Origin of the sequence: Micromonospora sp. DT47 (assembly GCF_049844475.1) — a bacterium.
Taxonomy (GTDB): Bacteria; Actinomycetota; Actinomycetes; order Mycobacteriales; family Micromonosporaceae; genus Micromonospora.
The window spans coordinates 150,039-167,725 of sequence record NZ_JBNCLC010000011.1 but is presented as its reverse complement, the minus strand read 5'-3'; the positions used below and the strand labels follow the sequence as shown (position 1 = coordinate 167,725).

The window sequence follows — 17,687 nt, the reverse complement described above, 5'->3', positions numbered from 1 at the left end:
CGTCATCCACGCCTCCCTCGGCTGATCAGGGTGCCGACCGTGCCGGCCAGCAGCGCCGCCGCGCCGAGCGCCACCGCGCCGAGCGCGCGGTGCTGCCGGCGCACCCGGCGACGCACCTCGTCGTACGGGGTGATGGAGAAGGACACCAGCTCGTACCGGGAAACGTACCGGCCGGGCAGCGCCCGTTCCAGGGCGTGTTCGATCCGCTTCCCGGCCCGGAACAGCGGGGAGGCAACCTTGTCCCGCATCTCCACGAAGTTGGCCAGCGCCATCCGGGCGATCGCCTCGGCGTTGGCCTGCCGACGCCGCTGGTAGAGCGGCAGCGCGGCGGACCAGTCGTCGGCGCACTCGTCGAGGCAGCGGTCCAGCTCCACCACGTCCTCGAAGGCGCAGTTCGCGCCCTGGCCGTAGAACGGCACGATCGCGTGCGCGGCGTCGCCGAGCAGCCCCACCCGACCGTCGACCTGCCAGGGCGCGCAGCGGACCGTGCCGAGCACGCCGACCGGGTTGTGCTGGTAGTCGTCGACCAGATTCGGGGCGAGCGGGATCAGGTCCGGGTAGTGGGCGGCGAAATGCTGCTCGATCGCCGCCGGGCTGCCCAGCGAGGCGAAGCTGGCGGTGCCGTGGGTGGGCCAGAAGAGCGTGCAGGTGAAGGAGCGGTCCGGGTTGGGCAGCGCGATCATCATCGAGGTGCCGCGCGGCCAGATGTGCAGCGCCGACGGGTCAAGGGCGAAGTCCCCGCCGACCGGCGGGATGGTCAGCTCCTTGTAGCCGTAGTCGAGGAAGTCCAGGCTCTCGGTCAGCACCCCGCACCCGAGGAGTTGCCCGCGCACGGCGGAGCCGGCACCGTCGGCGCCGAGGACGACCGACGCGGCCGCCACGACCTTGCCCTGCGACGTCTCAAAGGTCATCTCACCGGTGGTCGGGTCGAGCCCGACCAGCCGGTGGTCGAAGGCGATCCGCACCCCGGGCAGCGAGTCGGCGGCGGTGAGCAGCGCGTTGTTCAGCGCCCCCCGGCTGATCGAGTTGATCGCCCGGTCACCGGAGACGCTGTACGACTGGAACTGCGGCTCCCCCTCCACCGGGTGGATCATCCGGCCACGCATCGGCAGCGCGTCCGCCATGACCTGCTCGTCCAGCCCGATCCGGCGCAGCGCGTCCAGACCCCGCTCGGAGAGCGCCAGGTTGATCGAGCGACCCCGCTCCGCCTTCCCGGTGCGCGGGTCCGGTCGCCGCTCGTAGAGCGCCACCGAGTAGCCGCGCCGGGCCAGGAAGCAGGCCAGCAGGCAGCCGGCCAGCCCGGCCCCGACCACCGCGATCTCGTCCCGTTCCGCGTTCATGAGTGCATCTCCACCGTCGCGGCCAGCGCGTCCGCGACCCGCCAGCAGTCGTGGTACGTCGAATAGAGCGGCACCGGGGCGAACCGGACGACGTCCGGCTCCCGGGCGTCGGCGATCACGCCGTGCTCGTGCCGCAGCCGCTTGCTCAGCTCACTCGCGCTGCCGGCACCGATCCGCACCGAGAGCTGGCAGCCGCGCCGGTCGGGGTCGCGCGGGGTGACCACGGTCAGCGGCCGGTCGGCGGTGACCTCGTCGAGCAGCCGTTCCAGGTAACCGGTGAGCCGGACGCTGCGCTCCCGCAGCGCCGGCATGCCGACGGAGTCGAAGAGTTCCAGCGAGGTCCGCACCGGGCCCATCGCGAAGATCGGCGGGTTGGAGATCTGCCAGGCCTCCACGGTGGCCGGCGGCCGGGAGGTCGGGGTCATCTCGAACCGGGTCGCCGCCTCGGTGCTCCACCAGCCCTCGAAGCGGGGCAGGCGCGGATCGCCCAGGTGTCGCTCGTGGACGAATACCCCGGCCAGCGCCCCCGGGCCCGAGTTGAGGTACTTGTACGAACACCAGGCGGCGAAGTCCACGTCCCAGTCGTGCAGCGCCAGCGGCACGTTGCCGACGGCGTGCGCCAGGTCCCACCCGACCACGGCCCCGGCGGCCCGGCCGGCGGCGGTGATCGCCGGGATGTCCATCAGCTCGCCGGTGAGGTAGTTGACCCCGCCGAGCAGTACCAGCGCGGCCTTCCCACCCTCGGTTGTCAGGTAGGCCAGCACGTCCTCCGTACGCAGGGTCTCCTCGCCGGCACGCGGCGTCAGTCGGACCACGGTGTCGTCCGGGTCGAGGCCGTGGAAGCGGGCCTGGCTGCGCACCGCGTAGCTGTCCGAGGGGAAGGCGCTGTCCTCGATGACGATCCGGGTCCGCTCCCCCGCCGGGCGGTAGAAGCTGACCATCAGCAGGTGCAGGTTGACCGTGAGGGAGTTCATCACCACGGTCTCCGCCGGCAGCGCACCGACCAGTCGCGCGGCCGGCGCGGTCAAGAACTCGTGGTACGGCAGCCACGGCCGCTCCGCCTCCAGGTGCCCCTCCACCCCGAGCCGGCGCCAGGCGTCCAGGTCGGCGAGGAGTTCGTCCCGGGTGGCCCGGGGCTGCAACCCGAGCGAGTTGCCGGCCAGGTAGGCGGCCTCGGGGTAGCGGCCGCCGTCGGCGGGCGGCACGTGGAACAGGTGGCGGTGCCCGGGGTCGGCCTTGTCGAGGCGGTGGGCGTCCTGCTCGGCGAGGGTCATCGGTCGGCCTCCGGTCACATCGCGGTCCGGGCCGACCACAGCTCCGGGAAGACCACCCGGGCCATGCTGCGCTGCAACCAGGCCAGACCGGCGGAGCCGCCGCTGCCCACCTTCGCGCCCATCGTGCGCTGCACCGCCTTCACGTGGTTCCACCGCCAGTCGCCGAACTGCTCGGCCACCTCGGTGAGCGCCTCGCCGAGCAGCCGCAGGTGGTTGTCCGGCCCGTCGTCGCCGTAGATCTCCACCCAGGCCGCCTCGACCAGCGGGTGCGCCGCGTGCTCGACGGCGACGTCCCGGTCGAGCAGCTCGGCGGGGAGGTGGGCGCCGCGGCGGGCGAGCAGGGCGATCACGTCGTCCCAGAGGCTCGGCGCGGCGAGGGTGGCGCACAGCTCGTCGTACACCTGCTCATGCCGGCGGAACGGGCGGATCAGCGCCGGGTCGCGCAGGCCGAGCAGGAACTCCAGGTGCCGGTACATCGCGGACTGGAAGCCGGAGCCCTCGCCGAGCAGGTTGCGGAACCGGTTGAAGTCGGCCGGTGTCATCCAGCGCAGCCCGCGCCAGGCGGCGTTGAGCCCCTCCAGGTGCAGCGCGGCCCGGCGCAGCGGCGCGAGGGCCTCCCAGACCCGGTCGGCGCGCAGGTCCCGCTGGGCCTGGCGCAGCTCGTGGCAGGTCAGCCCGAAGTACAGCTCCATGATCTGGCTGACCATCAGGAAGGACATCTCGCCCGGGTCGGAGCTGACCGGCTGCTGCAACGTGTGCAGGGTGCTGGCGTGCACGTACGCGTCGTACGGCACCCGTTCGGCGAACTCCAGCGTCGGCTCGCCACCGTTGCGGGCCGCCCGCGCGGCCCGCTGCTGCGGGGTGGCCGGGCGCACCGCCGCGGTCAGCGCGGGTGCCCGCAGGTCGGTCTGCTCCACCTTTTCGTCTCCTCCATGAACAGGGTGACGACATGATCCCGCGGCGGCAGCGGCGTACGGAATGCCGATTCGACGGCACTCCGGGGTCATCACCTTCGACTCGGAAGGCGCTTATCCGGATCGGCTTCAGGAAGGTAAGGTCCACGCGTGGACGACATGGACTGGGCGCTGCTGCGCGAGCTGCAGGCCGACGCGCGGCTGTCGTTCAGCGAGCTCTCCCGCCGGGTGCACCTGTCCCCGCCGGCGGTGGCCGAGCGGGTCCGCCGGCTGGAGGAGTCCGGCGTCATCACCGGCTACCACGCCCACGTGGACCTGACCCGGGCCGGCCGCAGCGTGGTCGCGCTGATCCGGATGTCCTGCTACGGCCCGCGCTGCATCCTGCACGACCCCGAAGTGGCCGGCTGGCCGGAGATCCGGGAGATCCACCGGATCACCGGCGACGCGTGCAGCATGCTCAAGGTGGCCGCCGGGTCGATCGAGGAGTTCGAGGCGGTCATCGACCGGCTCGCCCCGTACGGGCAGCCGTCCAGCACCATGGTTCTCTCCACCCCGCTGGACTGGCACCCGGTCGGCCCGCTGCCGCCCCCGCCCGCCCGGCCAACTGCCCCCGGCGCCCGCCGCCGCTGAGCCCGCCGCCGGGTTTGCCCCCGGGCCAGCGGGAATGCAGGCCCGGACACCCGTCGCAGGATTCCGGCGAATCGTCGCCGGGAGGGGGGAATCATGCGGGGTCTCAGCGCGTACCACCGTGCCTTTTCGGCCGTGTTGGCAACGTTCGCCCTGGTCGGGGCATTCGTGCTGGCCACGGTAACGCCGGCTCAGGCCGGCGAGAACGTCTTCGTGGAGGTCACGCCGAACAGCGCGCAGGCCGGCACCCGGGTCAGCATCCGGGCCAGCTGCGACAACGCCAACAACCGGCAGGCCGACGTGCACTCGGACGCCTTCGGGCGGGTGATGCTGCGGCCGAAGGACGGCTTCCTGACCGGGGCGGTGACCATCCCGGGCAACAAGCAGCCCGGGGACTACCCGGTCGACCTGCGCTGCTCCAACGGCAACACCGCGTCCACGGTGCTGACCGTGCTCAACATGGCGCAGCCGAGCAAGGGCCCGGCGACCGGGGGCGGCGGCACCGCGGGCCGCGGCGCCGGATCGCTGCTGCTGATCGGCGGTCTGGCCGTGGTCGCCGTGGTGGCCGGCCTCGGGGTCTTCGGCGGGGGACGCCGACGGACCGGGACCGGCGCCTGACCGACCGCCGCCATGGCCCGCCGACGCACCCTGACGCCGCAGTCGGGTGGGGACCGGGTCCGCGCCGCGGCCCGGCTCGCGGCCCGGGCGGCCGGCCGGTTCCGCCGGGTGGCCGGCCAGGCCTTCTCCGCGAGCGTCGCCACCGCCGACCCGGTCGCCCACGCCCGCCCGGTACGCCAGGCGCCGCGCCGGACGACCGCGGGCGGCCGGTACGGCGGTCGGAGCCCGGGTGTCCCGGTGCTGGTGATCGGCACCCTGATGGTGCTGATCGTGGCGATGCTCGGGGTCGAGCGGGTCACCGGCCTGAGCGTGCTGCCGGACCGGTTCATCGCCGGCCTGCGGCCGCCGCCGAAGAAGTTCCCGGTGCTGCCGGGCAGCCCGCCGACCCGGATCGCGATCTCCTCGATCGACCTGCGGGCGCCGGTGCACCACGTCGGCATCGCCCCCGACGGCAGCATCGCGGTGCCGGACGTGGCCCGCGCCCAGGAGGCCGGCTGGTACGACCAGGGCCCCACCCCCGGCCAGTACGGCCCGGCGGTGATCGTCGGGCACGTGGACACCAGCACCGGGCCGGCGGTCTTCCACGGGCTCAAGGAGCTGCGCGCCGGGGACACCGTCGAGGTGACCCGGGAGGACCGCAAGGTGGCCGTCTTCGAGGTCGACCAGGTGGAGCGCTACGGCAAGGACCGGCTGCCGGTGGACGAGATCTTCGGCGACTTCAGCCGGCCCAACCTGCGACTGATCACCTGCGGCGGCCGGTGGGTGGGCGGTCAGACCGGCTACGCGGACAACGTGGTGGTCTACGCCTCGCTGGTCAAGGCCCGCGACGGGTGACAGCCGGCGGCCGTCCGGTCAGGCTGCCTCGGGCTCGCGCAGGTCGAGCCAGTCCGCCCAGCGCGGGTCGGGGGCCCGGTGCCCGAGCACCCGCCAGGCCGTGCCCTTCGGGGCCGCGGGCAGGCAGTGCAGCCGCCAGCCCAGCTCGGCCGGGGTCTTGTCGCCCTTGGTGTGGTTGCACCGGGCGCAGGCGGCGACCACGTTCTCCCAGGCGTGCCGGCCGCCCCGGCTGCGCGGAAAGACGTGGTCGATGGTCTCGGCCGGACCGCGGCAGTACGCGCAGCGCCAGCCGTCCCGGGCGAAGATAGCCCGGCGGGAGAGCCCGACGTGGGTTCGGTACGGCACCCGGACGAAACGGGTTAATCGGACCACCGAGGGGACCGGAAGCGCGTCCCGGGCGCTGTGCAGGACGCCGTCGCCGTCGGCGACGCAGATGGCCTTGGCGGAGAGAACGAGGATGGCGGCGCGACGCACCGACACGACACACAGCGGCTCGTAGGTGGCGTTGAGAACCAGCGCGCCGGAGCCCACCGTGGGTCGTATGTCAGGCATCGTGCTCACCCTCCCGGTCCAGCCGCTCCCACCGCTGGCCACGCCGGCCGGGCCCCGCCCAGCCGGGAACCACGACCGACGCCGGCGGGATCACCGACGTCCGTTGCGCCAATAGTCCCTGATAAGACCCCGGATTGCACGTACTAATCCGGGGTCCCACGTGAAGCTTTCTCCGACCGTGTGAAGATCTCCGGCTACCAACCGGTGATCATGGGGAGTCGCGCCGGTCGGACGGCCGGAGGGTCGGCGGTGCCCGGCCCGGCCCGGTGCGGTACGAAGGCAGGGTGAGCGCCGCCAACCTGATGTTCCTCGCCCAGCCGAGCCCGTCGCCGTCCCAGGACTGCCTGGACGAACCCCTGTGCATGATCGTGCTGGACGCGACCGAATCGGTCTGGCTCGCGGAGGGCAGCTACTGGATCCTGCTGAAGCCGCTGCGGGTCCTGGTGATCCTGCTGCTGGCGGTCGCCGCCCGCTGGGCGCTGCACCGGATGATCAACCGGCTCGTCCGCACCACCACCGAGGGCGCGGTGCCGACCATGCTCCGGCCGCTGCGCGAGCGGATCCCGTCCGCCGCGCTCAGCCCCGAGGAGTTCGTACCGGAACGGCGGCGGCAGCGGGCCGCGGCGATCGGCTCGGTGTTGCGCAGCGTGGTCACCGCGTTCGTCTTCGGCATCGCGCTGCTGATGGTCCTGCGCGAGTTCAGCTTCGACCTGGCCCCGCTGCTGGCCAGCGCAGGGATCGCCGGCGTGGCCCTCGGCTTCGGCGCGCAGAGCCTGGTCAAGGACCTGATCGCCGGCCTGTTCATGCTCATCGAGGACCAGTACGGCGTCGGTGACACGGTCGACCTGGGTGAGGCGACCGGCGTGGTCGAGGCGGTGGGGCTGCGGGTCACCACGGTCCGCGACGGGCGCGGGGTGCTCTGGTACATCCGCAACGGCGAGATCATCCGGGTCGGCAACAAGAGCCAGGGCTGGGCGCTGGTCGTGGTGGACCTGCCGATCGGGTTCGCCGGCACCGAGGAGGCGAACGCGGTGCTGCGGACCGCGGCAGCCTCGGTCGCGATGGACCCGGAGCTCGCCCCGGAGATCGTCGAGCCGCCCGAGGTGCTCGGCGTCGAGCAGATGACGGTGGACGGGGCGGTGATCCGGACGATCGTCAAGACGACCGCGGACGGGCAGTTCGCGGTCGGCCGCGAGCTGCGCCGCCGGCTGGCCGAGGCGCTGGAGAACTCCGGGATCACCGCCCGCATCGCGGCCGCCCGGCGCTATCCCGGGCTGCCGCCGCAGACCGGCGCCGGCCCCGGCACGGACCAGGGCGGCGCGACCTGACGGGTCCGGATGCCTGCCGGTGCCACCTGACCTGCCGGTGAAGCCCCGGCCACCCCGGTCTGAAATCCGGGGGTCGCGGACCGCATGGCCCCTCGGGTATCGTCCGTTCGTTCAGTCGGAGATGCGACGATCGATCCGTTCGCCCTAGCCAGTTGTCAGACTATCGGGCAGAATCCGGTGCACGGCGCTCCCGCCGGAGTGTCATCGAATCCTCGCTGATCCGTAGATCTGACGACGGGGTCCCGCCGGGCCGTCACGAGCGGTCGGTGCCGGGGCACGATGGAGGCGACGGTGTCCGAGCGACCCTCCCCGGGCCGGCAGGCCACCTTCCGTGAGGTGTTCGGCCAGAGCGAGTACCGGGCGGTCTTCGCGGCCAGCGCGCTCTCCTGGGTCGGTGACTACGTCGCCAAGGCGGCCGTCACCGTGCTCGTCTACCAGCAGACCGACGGGTCGGTCACGCTCTCCGCCGCTGCCTTCGCGGTGAGCTACCTGCCCTGGCTCGTCGGCGGGCCGCTGCTCGCGGCGCTGGCCGAGCGACACCGCTACCGGCAGGTCATGGTGGCGTGCGACCTGGTGCGGATGGCGCTGACGGCGCTGATCGCCGTGCCGGACATGCCGGTCTGGGCGATCATGGCGCTGCTCTTCGCCACCACCCTGGCCAACCCGCCCAGTCAGGCCGCCAGGTCGGCGCTGCTGCCGGTGATCCTCACCGGCGACCGGCTGGTGCTCGGGCTGTCGCTGAACGCCAGCGTCGGTCAGGCCGCACAAGTCGTCGGTTACCTCGTCGGCGCCGCGGTGGCGGCCTTCAGCCCGGCGGTGGCGCTGCTGCTGAACGCGGCCACCTTCGCCGTCTCGGCCGTGCTGGTCCGCCTCGGCGTCCGGGACCGGGAGCCGGCGATGCGCGAGACGCACCGCAGCCACCTGCTGCGGGAGACCGGGGAGGGCTTCCGGATCGTCTTCGGCACCCCGGTCCTGCGGGCGATCGCCGTGCTGGTGTTCAGCGCGATGCTCTTCTCGATCGTCCCGGAGGGCCTCGCCGCCGCCTGGGCGGGCGAGCGCTCCGAAGACGGTCTCGGCACCGGCCTCGCGCAGGCCGTCATCATGGCCGCCAACCCGGCCGGGTACATCCTCGGTGGGCTGCTGGTCGGCCGGTTCTTCACGCCGGCCCGCCGGCTCGCCCTGCTGCGGCCACTGGCGGTGGCGGCCCCACTGGTGCTGGTGCCCGCGCTGCTCGACCCGCCACCGACGGTGGTGGCCCTGCTGGCGGCCGCCTGCGGCTTCGCGGTCGCCGGAATGCTGCCGACGGCCAACGGGCTCTTCGTCCGGGCACTGCCGAACGGCTACCGGGCCCGGGCCTTCGGCGTGATGGCCACCGGCGTCCAGGTGATCCAGGGCGCCGCGGTACTGATCACCGGGCTGCTCGCCGACCGCTTCTCGGTGCCGATGGTGGTCGGGTTGTGGAGCGCGGCCGGGGTGCTGCTGATGCTGGCCACGGCGCTGCGCTGGCCGGACGGGGCGACGGTCGACACGGCGGTCGAGGCAGCCGAACGGGCCAACGGCTCGCCCGTGCCGGAGGACCGGGCGCGCACCCCCGCGGGGGCACGGCCCCGACCGGGCCAGCCCGACCGGGCGCCGGGCGAGCGCAGCCGCAGCCACGCTGTGACGTGATCGGCAGCCGTCCCGGCCGGTACGCGCCGGTCGACCCGGTGCGGCACCTGGCAGGATGGAACGGTGAATCCCGCAGCTGAGTCCGACCGGCCCGGTGCGTCGAAGACCCTCTTCGAGGCGGTCGGCGGCGAGCCGACCTTCCGGAAGCTGGTCGACGAGTTCTATGCCGGCGTCGCCACCGATCCGCTGCTGCGGCCGATGTACCCCGAAGAGGATCTCGGCCCGGCCGCTGACCGGTTCACGCTCTTCCTCATGCAGTACTGGGGCGGCCCGAACACCTACTCCGCGCAGCGTGGGCACCCGCGGCTGCGCATGCGGCACGCCCCGTTCCGGATCGGCGCGGCCGAACGGGACGCCTGGCTGCACCACATGCGGCGGGCGGTCGACCGGCTGGACCTGCCGCCGGAGATCGCCGCAGCGCTCTGGGACTACCTGGAGCGCGCCGCCTACTTCATGGTGAACGTGCCGGAGGACCCGGCCGAGGGCGCCTGAGCGGCACCCGCCCGCGCCACCTGACGTGGCGGGGGCCGGCGCCGCGGCCGCTCAGAGCAGCGCGCCCTCGTCGTGCAGCCAGTCCACGAACGTGGTCGCCACGGCGGCTCCGCAGTCGAGCATCTCGACCAGCAGCGCGTCGTGCGTGCCCGCGCCGAGCGGCACCTGCAACTCGGCGTAGATGGGCAGCTGACCGCGCTCGGTCGGGTCCCCGATGTAGGCCTTGCAGAACCGGCGGGTGTGGTTCCACTCGTTGACCACCCGGTAGGCCCGGTCGACCCAGTCCGGCGGCACGGTCGCGTGTGGACGGGCCCGCATGACCAGGATCTCGTCCTCCGGGCCCTCCAGGGTGACCAGCACCGCGTGCCGCTCCCACATGGCCAGCAGGTTGCCGTCCCCGTCGGCCAGATACCGCACGTCGAGCAGGTCCAGCGCGTCACAGACCCGGCGCAGGGTGACCGGCTCGACGGTGACCGGCATGTCCGTGATCACGGACCGGTCGGCGGCGGGAGAGTCGTCCCCCGGCTGACGGGGGGCCGGCGGTCCGACCCGGACGGTGCTGTCCACTGTGATCCCGCTTCGAGTTTCCGGGTCGCCGCCACCGGCGGGACCAGGGCGCCATGACCACCACGGCATCGCTCGCGCACCTCACTCCCCAGCGGATCCAGACGCCTACGGTGCGTTGGATCCGAGGATGGACGGTACCCGGACAGCCGGGTTGAAGCACCCCCCCAACGACAGCCCCGGGCCAGAAGAATGACCACGGGTCATACTTTCGGACGACCCTACGTCGGTCGGATTGTGAGTTCCGAGACGATCCGCGACCATGCCGCTCCGTATGGTCCCACCAGGCCGACCCATCGTCCGGCCACCCGCACCTGGACGTCGTCGGCGCCACCGGTCACCGCCCCGGCCGGGCCGACGAAGCCCATCCGGACGACCCCCTGGACCAGACGTTGGGTCACCTCCACCGGCTCCCCCGGCGGATCGTCCGGGCTGACCGTCACCGCCACGTGGTCGAGCAACGCGTCCCGGAGCACCCGCTGCCCCACCGCGCGCCCGGCCACCCCGTGCGTGGCCGCGGTGCGCAGGGTGCCGGCCGCCGCCTCGGCGATCCGCCGCAGCTCCGCCGCCGGGATCAGCTCCACCCGTCGGCTCGCCGGGGGCGGCAGCGGCCAGCGCCACTGCGCGTCCCGGCGGGGCGGCAGCGCGCCGCCGGCCGCCTCCAGCTGGGCCAGCAGGTCGGCCGCGCCGACCGTGACGTCGGCCGGGGTGACGCCGGCCACCGTACGGACCACCAGCACGTCCCACGGCAGCCGGGCCCAGAGCGCGGTACGGCCGGCGCCCTCGACCGGGCGGAGCCGGACCACGGTGGCCGGGTCGAACCGGACCAGCCGGGCCAGGAAGGCGCCCGCGTCGGCCACTCCGGTCAGCCCGTGCCCGGTCACGGCCGGCGCGCCGCTCACGCCGCCCCGCCGGCGGGGGCGTACGACAGCAGGAAGGCCCGCTCGTCGTCGCTGATCCGCCGGGGCAGCTTGCGGGACAGGTCGAACGGGACCAGCACCGAACGCGCCCGACTGGCCAGCACGTCACCGTCGTACAGCTCGTAGGCGACGGTGAACGAGGCGGCCCGGATGGCCTCCACCCACAGCTCGATGCGGACGGTCGGGGCCGCCTCGGCGGTGGCCCGGCCGAGCGCGTAGTCGACCGGGCGCAGGTAGTCGACCTCGTGCCGGCGGATGACCACCCCGTCGGCGAACGAGCCCACTCCCCACGCCCGGCCGCCGGCGAACATCAACGCCACCCGCGCCTCCTCGTACAGGGTGAGGAAGCGCGAGTTGTTGACGTGGCCGTACGCGTCCAGGTCGGACCAGCGCAGCGTGCAGTGGTAGACGAACCGGTCAGTCACGGGTCAGCTTGCGGTAGGTCACCCGGTGCGGACGGGCGGCCTCGGCGCCGAGCCGGTCGATCTTGTTCTTCTCGTACGCCTCGAAGTTGCCCTCGAACCAGAACCACTTCGCCGGGTTCTGGTCGTCGCCCTCCCAGGCCAGGATGTGCGTGGCGACCCGGTCCAGGAACATCCGGTCGTGGGAGATGACCACGGCGCAGCCGGGGAACTCCAGCAGTGCGTTCTCCAGGCTGGAGAGGGTCTCCACGTCCAGGTCGTTCGTCGGCTCGTCGAGCAGGATCGCGTTGCCGCCGATCTTCAGCGTCAGCGCCAGGTTGAGCCGGTTCCGCTCGCCACCGGAGAGCACCTTGGTCGGCTTCTGCTGGTCCGGCCCCTTGAAGCCGAACGCCGCGATGTACGCCCGGGACGGCATCTCGACCTTGCCCACCATCAGGTGGTCCAGCCCGTCGGAGACCGTCTCCCAGACCGTCTTGTCACCGGCCAGGCCGGCCCGGCTCTGGTCGACGTACGACAGGGAGACGGTCTCGCCGACCCGGACCCGGCCGTCGGTCGGCTGCTCCAGCCCGACGATGGTCTTGAACAGGGTGGTCTTGCCGACGCCGTTCGGACCGATGATGCCGACGATGCCGTTGCGCGGCAGCGAGAAGCTGAGGTTGTCGATCAGCACCCGGTCGCCGAACGCCTTGGTCAGGTCGTGCGCCTCGATCACCGTGCTGCCCAGCCGCGGGCCCGGCGGGATCTGGATCTCCTCGAAGTCCAGCTTCCGGGTCTTCTCCGCCTCTGCGGCCATCTCGTCGTACCGGTCGAGCCGGGCCTTGGACTTGGTCTGGCGGGCCTTGGCGTTGGAGCGGACCCACTCCAGCTCGTCGGTGAGGCGCTTCTTCATCTTGACGTCCCGGCGACCCTCGACGGAGAGCCGGGCGGCCTTCTTCTCCAGGTAGGTGGAGTAGTTGCCCTCGTACGGGTAGGTCCGGCCGCGGTCCAGCTCCAGGATCCAGTTGGCCACGTTGTCCAGGAAGTACCGGTCGTGGGTGATCGCCATCACGGTGCCGGCGTACTTGGCCAGGTGCTGCTCCAGCCAGGAGACGCTCTCCGCGTCCAGGTGGTTGGTCGGCTCGTCGAGCAGCAGCAGGTCGGGGGCCTCGAGCAGCAGCTTGCAGAGCGCGACCCGGCGGCGCTCACCACCGGAGAGCTGGGTGACGTCGGCGTCCGGCGGCGGGCAGCGCAGCGCGTCCATGGCCAGTTCGAGCTTGGAGTCGATGTCCCAGGCGTCGAGGTGGTCCAGCTCCTCCTGGAGCTTGCCCATCTCCTCCATCAGCTCGTCCGAGTAGTCGGTGGCCATCTGCTCGGCGATCTTGTTGAACCGCTCCAGCTTGGCCTTGGTCTCGGCGACCGCCTCCTCGACGTTGCCGAGGACGGTCTTGGCGTCGTTGAGCGCGGGCTCCTGGGCGAGCATGCCGACGGTGTAGCCGGGCATCAGCCGGGCCTCGCCGTTGCTCGGCCGGTCCCACCCTGCCATGATCTTGAGGAGGCTGGACTTACCGGCGCCGTTCGGACCGACCACACCGATCTTGGCCCCCGGCAGGAAGTTCAGCGTCACGTTGTCGAGCACGACCTTGTCGCCGTGCGCCTTGCGCGCCTTTTCCAGGACGTAGATGAACTGGGCCACGGTGCGGGCTACCTCCGTAGGTTGCGATCGCGGATCTTGCGGAGCGCGGGCGCGGGCTGCGACTTCCGCCCGCCGCCGGCCGGGGGCCGGCCGCGCGCACGCCATCGTCAATCCTGACAGGTACGGCCCGCCTCGCCCACATCACCCCGCCCCGAGGGGTACGCCGGCGAGTCGCGTCGCCAGCGCGTGCCCCCAACCGGCCGCTCGTCCCGATCATGACGGACCGACGAAAGCCCGCTCGGCGAGGTGCTGCCGAAGGAGTGGCCTCTGACCAGGGAATGTCGACAAGATCACGAACGTGGTTCAGCAACCGTGGGACGGGTAGGGAACTCCGGCACGGGGCCTCAGACGCCGCAGCTACGCTCAGTACGCTCATCGCGGTGGACCCGACAGCACCCGGAGGTGGCCGATCGTGACCGTCCGTAGCTCCTTTGTCGTAGTGGCGAACCGACTGCCCGTCGACGAGGTGAGCACACCCGAGGGACGGCAGTGGCGACGCAGCCCGGGCGGGCTGGTCACCGCGCTGCACCCCGTCCTCGCCGAGCAACGGGGAACCTGGGTCGGCTGGGCCGGCGGCACCGGCCCCGCGCCCGAGCCGTTCGACCTGGAGGGCATCCGGCTGCACCCGGTGCCGCTGAGCGCCGAGGAACTGGAGCGGTACTACGAGGGCCAGTCCAACGCGACGATCTGGCCGCTCTACCACGACGCCGTGGAGACGCCGGCCTACAAGCGCCGCTGGCGCGAGGCGTACCGCCTGGTCAACGCGCGGTTCGCGGAGGCCGCGGCGGACGTCGCCGCGGAGGGCGCGACGGTCTGGGTGCAGGACTACCAGCTCCAGCTGGTCCCGTCGATGCTCCGCGAGCTCCGGCCGGACCTGAAGATCGGCTTCTTCCTGCACATCCCGTTCCCGCCGATCGAGCTGTTCATGCAGATGCCGTTCCGCACCGAGATCCTGCGCGGCCTGCTCGGCTCCGACCTGGTCGGCTTCCAGCAGCGGCTGGCCGCGCAGAACTTCGTCCGGCTGGCCCGGCACCTGCTCGGCCTGCGCTACGAGGGCCAGATGATCCAGGTGGACGGCCGGCACGTGAAGGCCGGCGCCTTCCCGATCTCCATCGACACCCGGGAGATGGAGCGGCTGGCCGAGGACCCGGCGATCCAGGCCCGGGCCAAGCAGATCCGCGAGGAGCTGGGCAACCCGAAGACGATCATCCTCGGCGTGGACCGGCTGGACTACACCAAGGGCATCGAGCTCCGGCTGAAGGCCTTCCGGGAACTCCTCGCTGACGGAAAGTTGACAGTTCCGGACGCCGTCATGGTGCAGGTGGCCACGCCGAGCCGGGAGCGCGTGGAGCACTACCAGGCACTTCGCGTCAAGGTGGAACGCGAAGTTGGTCGGATTAATGGCGAATTCGGACGGGTCGGGGTGCCGGCGGTGCATTATCTGCATCAGTCGTACAGTCGCTCCGAACTGGCGGCGATGTACGTCGCGGCCGACGTGATGATGGTGACCCCGCTGCGAGACGGAATGAATCTGGTGGCCAAGGAGTACGTGGCATCGCGCGCCGACCAGGGCGGCGCGCTCGTGCTCAGTGAGTTCGCCGGCGCCGCCACCGAGCTGCGCCAGGCGTTCCTGTGCAACCCGCACGACCCCGACGCGGTCAAGGACGCCCTGCTGCGGGCCGTACACGTGGAGAAGCCGGAGGCCCGTCGACGCATGCGGATCATGCAACGTCACCTGCGCGCCCATGACGTGGGGCACTGGGCGAAGTCGTTCCTCAGCGAGCTCGGCACGCCCGGGACGGAGGCCGCGTGAACGCCACCCCCACCGACATCGTCACCCCCGCCGCGGGAACGATGGACCCGGAGCTGCGGGCCGCCATCGGGCGGATCGCGCGGGTCCCCCAGCTCCTGGTCGCCTGCGACTACGACGGCACCCTCGCGCCGATCGTCGAGGACCCGAGCAAGGCCGTCCCGCTGCCCGAGTCGGTGGCCGCGGTCCGCGCGCTCGCCGCGCTGCCGCAGACCACCGTCGCGGTGGTCTCCGGCCGGGCCCTGCGCGACCTGGCCGCCCTCTCCCGGCTGCCCAGCGAGGTCCACCTGGTCGGCAGCCACGGCTCCGAGTTCGACATCGGCTTCGTCGAGCGGCTCTCCCCCGAGCTGGTCGCCGTTCGCACCCGGCTGCGCGACGCGCTGCGCGAGATCGCCGCCGAGCACCCCGGCGTACGCCTGGAGCGCAAGCCGGCCAGCGTCGCGGTGCACACCCGCGGCGTCGACCCGCAGGTCGCCGCGGCGACCATCGAGGCGGTCCGCAGCGGCCCCGCCACCTGGGAGGACGTCACCGTCACCCAGGGCAAGGAGGTGATCGAGCTGTCCGTGGTCGCCACCCACAAGGGCACCGCGGTCGACCAGCTGCGCACCCAGCTCTCGGCCAGCGCGGTGCTCTTCATCGGCGACGACGTCACCGACGAGAACGCCTTCGGCAACCTGCACGGCCCGGACGTCGGCATCAAGATCGGCCCCGGCGACACCCAGGCGCAATACCGGGTCGGCGAGCCCATCGAGGCCGCCCGGGCGCTCGGGCTGCTGCTGGAGACCCGCCGGCACTGGCTCTTCGGCGAGCGGGCCGTGCCGATCGAGCGGCACTCGATGCTGGCCAACGGCCGTACAGTCGCCCTGCTCACCCCCGAGGCCAAGGTCAGCTGGCTCTGCCACCCCAAGCCGGACTCGGCCGCGATCTTCGCCGACCTGGTCGGCGGCAGCCCGGCCGGCCACTTCAGCGTCGCCCCGCAGCGGGGCGGCATCCCGCTGGGGCAGCGCTACCGCAGCGGGACCATGACCGTGGAGACCCGCTGGTCGGGCCTGACCGTCACCGACTGGCTGGACCTGCCGGCCCGGGAGACCACCCCCGACGGCCCGGCGATCATCACCGGCGACTCCACCCTCGTGCGGGTGCTCACCGGCTCCGGCCGCGCCCGGGTCGAGTTCGCCCCGCGGCCCGAGTTCGGCCAGGTCGCGGTGCAGCTGCAACCGCTCGACGACGGCCTGCTGGTGCTCGGCTCCAACGAGCCGGTCTCGCTCTACGCCCCCGGCGTCGAGTGGGAGGTCAGCAACGACGGCGGGTACGAAGCCGCCCGCGCGGTGGTCGACCTCTCCGCCGCCGGCGGGCAGGTCGTGTTGGAGCTGCGCTTCGGCACCCACAGCCTGGAGCACCACGCCGTCCCGATCCACGAGCGCCAGGCCGCGGCCGAGCAGCCGTGGAAGGACTGGGTGGCCTCGCTGCGGCTGCCGGCCACCGCCCGTGACCTGGTCGCCCGCAGCGCGCTCACGCTGCGCGGTCTCTGCCACGAGGCGACGGGGTCGATCCTGGCCGCCGCGACCACCTCACTGCCGGAGGAGCTGGGCGGCGTCCGGAACTGGGACTACCGCTACTGCTGGCTGCGGGACGCGGCGATGACCGCCCGCGCGCTGGTCGACCTCGGCTCGGTCGAGGAGGCCGAGGCGCTGCTGCGCTGGGTGGACGGCTGCATCGAGCGCACCGGCGGCCACCCGGAGCGACTGCACCCGCTCTACACGGTCGACGGTTACGAGCTGGGCGCCGAGGCGGTCATCGACACCCTGCCCGGCTACGCCGGCTCCCGGCCCGTCCGGGTCGGCAACCTCGCCAACCACCAGCTCCAGCTGGACGTCTTCGGCCCGATCGCCGACCTGATCGCAGCCGTGGCCGACGCCCGCGGCTCGGTGCGCGAGGACGAGTGGCGGGTGCTGGAAAACATGGTCGAGGCGGTCCGCCGCCGCTGGCACGAGCCCGACCACGGCATCTGGGAGGCCCGCCTCCCCCCGCGGCACCACATCTTCTCGAAGGTGATGTGCTGGATGACCGTCGACCGGGCGCTGCACGTGGTGCGCCAGCACGGCGGCGAGGACCGGCCGGAGTGGGTGGAGCTGCGCGACCGGATCGGCGCCAACGTGCTGGAGTACGGCTGGCACGAGCACGCGGAGGCGTACAGCGTCGCGTACGGCCACGAGGACATGGACGCCTCCTCGCTCTGGATCGGCATATCCGGGCTGCTCCCCGGCGACGACCCGCGCTTCCTCTCCACCGTGCTCAAGATCGAGGCGGATCTGCGCAGCGGCCCGGTCGTCTACCGGTACCACTGGGACGACGGCCTGCCCGGCCGGGAGGGCGGCTTCCACATCTGCACGGCGTGGCTGGTCGAGGCGTACCTGCGCACCGGCCGCCGCACCGACGCGGAGGAGCTGTTCATCCAGATGATCGACACGGCGGGCCCGACCGGGCTGCTCCCCGAGCAGTACGACCCGCTCGCCGAGCGCGGCCTGGGCAACCACCCGCAGGCGTACAGCCACCTCGGCCTGATCCGCTGCGCCCTGCTCCTGGACAACATGCTCAAGCATTAGCGCCAGCTCCGTTTCGCCGATGTGGCGGTGTCCGGCTGACCGGGAC

16 protein-coding genes are annotated in these 17,687 nt (G+C 72.6%); 8 read left to right on the top strand and 8 right to left on the bottom strand.

What is annotated here, in order from left to right; translation table 11 throughout:
* Positions 1 to 2: 2 nt before the first annotated feature.
* Genes ACLQ2U_RS19015 through ACLQ2U_RS19005 form a run of 3 tightly spaced genes read right to left on the bottom strand, consistent with a single transcriptional unit; the run spans position 3 to position 3,531 of the window.
* Entirely contained in the window at positions 3 to 1,340 is a 1,338-nt protein-coding gene (locus ACLQ2U_RS19015; RefSeq protein ID WP_425752015.1) for an FAD-dependent oxidoreductase, read from the bottom strand.
* Entirely contained in the window at positions 1,337 to 2,614 is a 1,278-nt protein-coding gene (gene kynU, locus ACLQ2U_RS19010) for a kynureninase (RefSeq protein WP_425752014.1), read from the bottom strand. Before kynU ends, ACLQ2U_RS19015 begins: the two co-directional genes overlap by 4 nt.
* A gap of 14 nt (positions 2,615 to 2,628) precedes the next feature.
* On the bottom strand, positions 2,629 to 3,531 hold the full coding sequence (locus ACLQ2U_RS19005; protein WP_425752013.1) for a tryptophan 2,3-dioxygenase: 903 nt from the start codon (positions 3,529 to 3,531) through the stop codon (positions 2,629 to 2,631).
* Positions 3,532 to 3,678: 147 nt separating this feature from the next.
* Here ACLQ2U_RS19005 and ACLQ2U_RS19000 point away from each other — a divergent pair, with 147 nt between their 5' ends.
* From ACLQ2U_RS19000 to ACLQ2U_RS18990, 3 genes are all read left to right on the top strand, one after another.
* Positions 3,679 to 4,158, top strand: coding sequence for an Lrp/AsnC family transcriptional regulator (locus ACLQ2U_RS19000; protein ID WP_425752012.1), 480 nt, complete (start codon positions 3,679 to 3,681; stop codon positions 4,156 to 4,158).
* 93 nt (positions 4,159 to 4,251) lie between these two features.
* The gene (locus tag ACLQ2U_RS18995) at positions 4,252 to 4,773 is read left to right on the top strand and encodes a hypothetical protein (RefSeq protein ID WP_425752011.1); all 522 of its coding nucleotides are present in this window, start codon (positions 4,252 to 4,254) and stop codon (positions 4,771 to 4,773) included.
* A gap of 12 nt (positions 4,774 to 4,785) precedes the next feature.
* The gene (locus tag ACLQ2U_RS18990) at positions 4,786 to 5,607 is read left to right on the top strand and encodes a class F sortase (RefSeq protein ID WP_425752010.1); all 822 of its coding nucleotides are present in this window, start codon (positions 4,786 to 4,788) and stop codon (positions 5,605 to 5,607) included.
* Between the two features lie 18 nt (positions 5,608 to 5,625).
* Here the strand turns inward: ACLQ2U_RS18990 and ACLQ2U_RS18985 are convergent, their stop codons facing one another.
* On the bottom strand, positions 5,626 to 6,159 hold the full coding sequence (locus tag ACLQ2U_RS18985; RefSeq protein ID WP_425752009.1) for an HNH endonuclease: 534 nt from the start codon (positions 6,157 to 6,159) through the stop codon (positions 5,626 to 5,628).
* A 302-nt stretch (positions 6,160 to 6,461) separates the two neighbouring features.
* Here ACLQ2U_RS18985 and ACLQ2U_RS18980 point away from each other — a divergent pair, with 302 nt between their 5' ends.
* The 3 genes from ACLQ2U_RS18980 to ACLQ2U_RS18970 all read left to right on the top strand — a co-directional run bounded on the left by ACLQ2U_RS18980 (position 6,462) and on the right by ACLQ2U_RS18970 (position 9,647).
* Positions 6,462 to 7,487 carry a mechanosensitive ion channel family protein gene (locus ACLQ2U_RS18980; RefSeq protein WP_425752064.1) on the top strand — a complete coding sequence of 342 codons (1,026 nt, stop codon included), beginning with the start codon at positions 6,462 to 6,464 and terminating at the stop codon, positions 7,485 to 7,487.
* Between the two features lie 279 nt (positions 7,488 to 7,766).
* Positions 7,767 to 9,155, top strand: a complete 1,389-nt coding sequence (locus tag ACLQ2U_RS18975) for an MFS transporter (RefSeq protein WP_425752008.1) — start codon at positions 7,767 to 7,769, stop codon at positions 9,153 to 9,155.
* A 63-nt stretch (positions 9,156 to 9,218) separates the two neighbouring features.
* On the top strand, positions 9,219 to 9,647 hold the full coding sequence (locus ACLQ2U_RS18970; protein WP_425752007.1) for a globin: 429 nt from the start codon (positions 9,219 to 9,221) through the stop codon (positions 9,645 to 9,647).
* A 51-nt stretch (positions 9,648 to 9,698) separates the two neighbouring features.
* On the opposite strand, the gene ACLQ2U_RS18965 is transcribed toward ACLQ2U_RS18970, so the two are convergent.
* The 4 genes from ACLQ2U_RS18965 to ettA all read right to left on the bottom strand — a co-directional run bounded on the left by ACLQ2U_RS18965 (position 9,699) and on the right by ettA (position 13,225).
* Positions 9,699 to 10,283 (bottom strand): YbjN domain-containing protein, encoded by a 585-nt coding sequence (locus ACLQ2U_RS18965; RefSeq protein WP_425752006.1) that lies wholly within the window; start codon positions 10,281 to 10,283, stop codon positions 9,699 to 9,701.
* 149 nt (positions 10,284 to 10,432) lie between these two features.
* A complete protein-coding gene (locus tag ACLQ2U_RS18960) occupies positions 10,433 to 11,095 on the bottom strand; it encodes a hypothetical protein (RefSeq protein WP_425752063.1) in 663 nt (220 codons plus the stop codon).
* A gap of 14 nt (positions 11,096 to 11,109) precedes the next feature.
* A complete protein-coding gene (locus tag ACLQ2U_RS18955) occupies positions 11,110 to 11,556 on the bottom strand; it encodes an acyl-CoA thioesterase (RefSeq protein WP_425752005.1) in 447 nt (148 codons plus the stop codon).
* Positions 11,549 to 13,225 (bottom strand): energy-dependent translational throttle protein EttA, encoded by a 1,677-nt coding sequence (ettA, locus tag ACLQ2U_RS18950; protein ID WP_425752004.1) that lies wholly within the window; start codon positions 13,223 to 13,225, stop codon positions 11,549 to 11,551. The genes ACLQ2U_RS18955 and ettA overlap by 8 nt, the downstream gene beginning before the upstream one ends.
* A 412-nt stretch (positions 13,226 to 13,637) precedes the next feature.
* Between ettA and ACLQ2U_RS18945 the strand changes: the two genes are divergently transcribed.
* Positions 13,638 to 15,038: an alpha,alpha-trehalose-phosphate synthase (UDP-forming) gene (locus ACLQ2U_RS18945; RefSeq protein WP_425752003.1), complete on the top strand. Its 1,401-nt coding sequence runs from the start codon at positions 13,638 to 13,640 to the stop codon at positions 15,036 to 15,038.
* A 41-nt stretch (positions 15,039 to 15,079) separates the two neighbouring features.
* On the top strand, positions 15,080 to 17,641 hold the full coding sequence (gene otsB, locus ACLQ2U_RS18940) for a trehalose-phosphatase (protein WP_425752062.1): 2,562 nt from the start codon (positions 15,080 to 15,082) through the stop codon (positions 17,639 to 17,641).
* Positions 17,642 to 17,687: the final 46 nt, after the last annotated feature.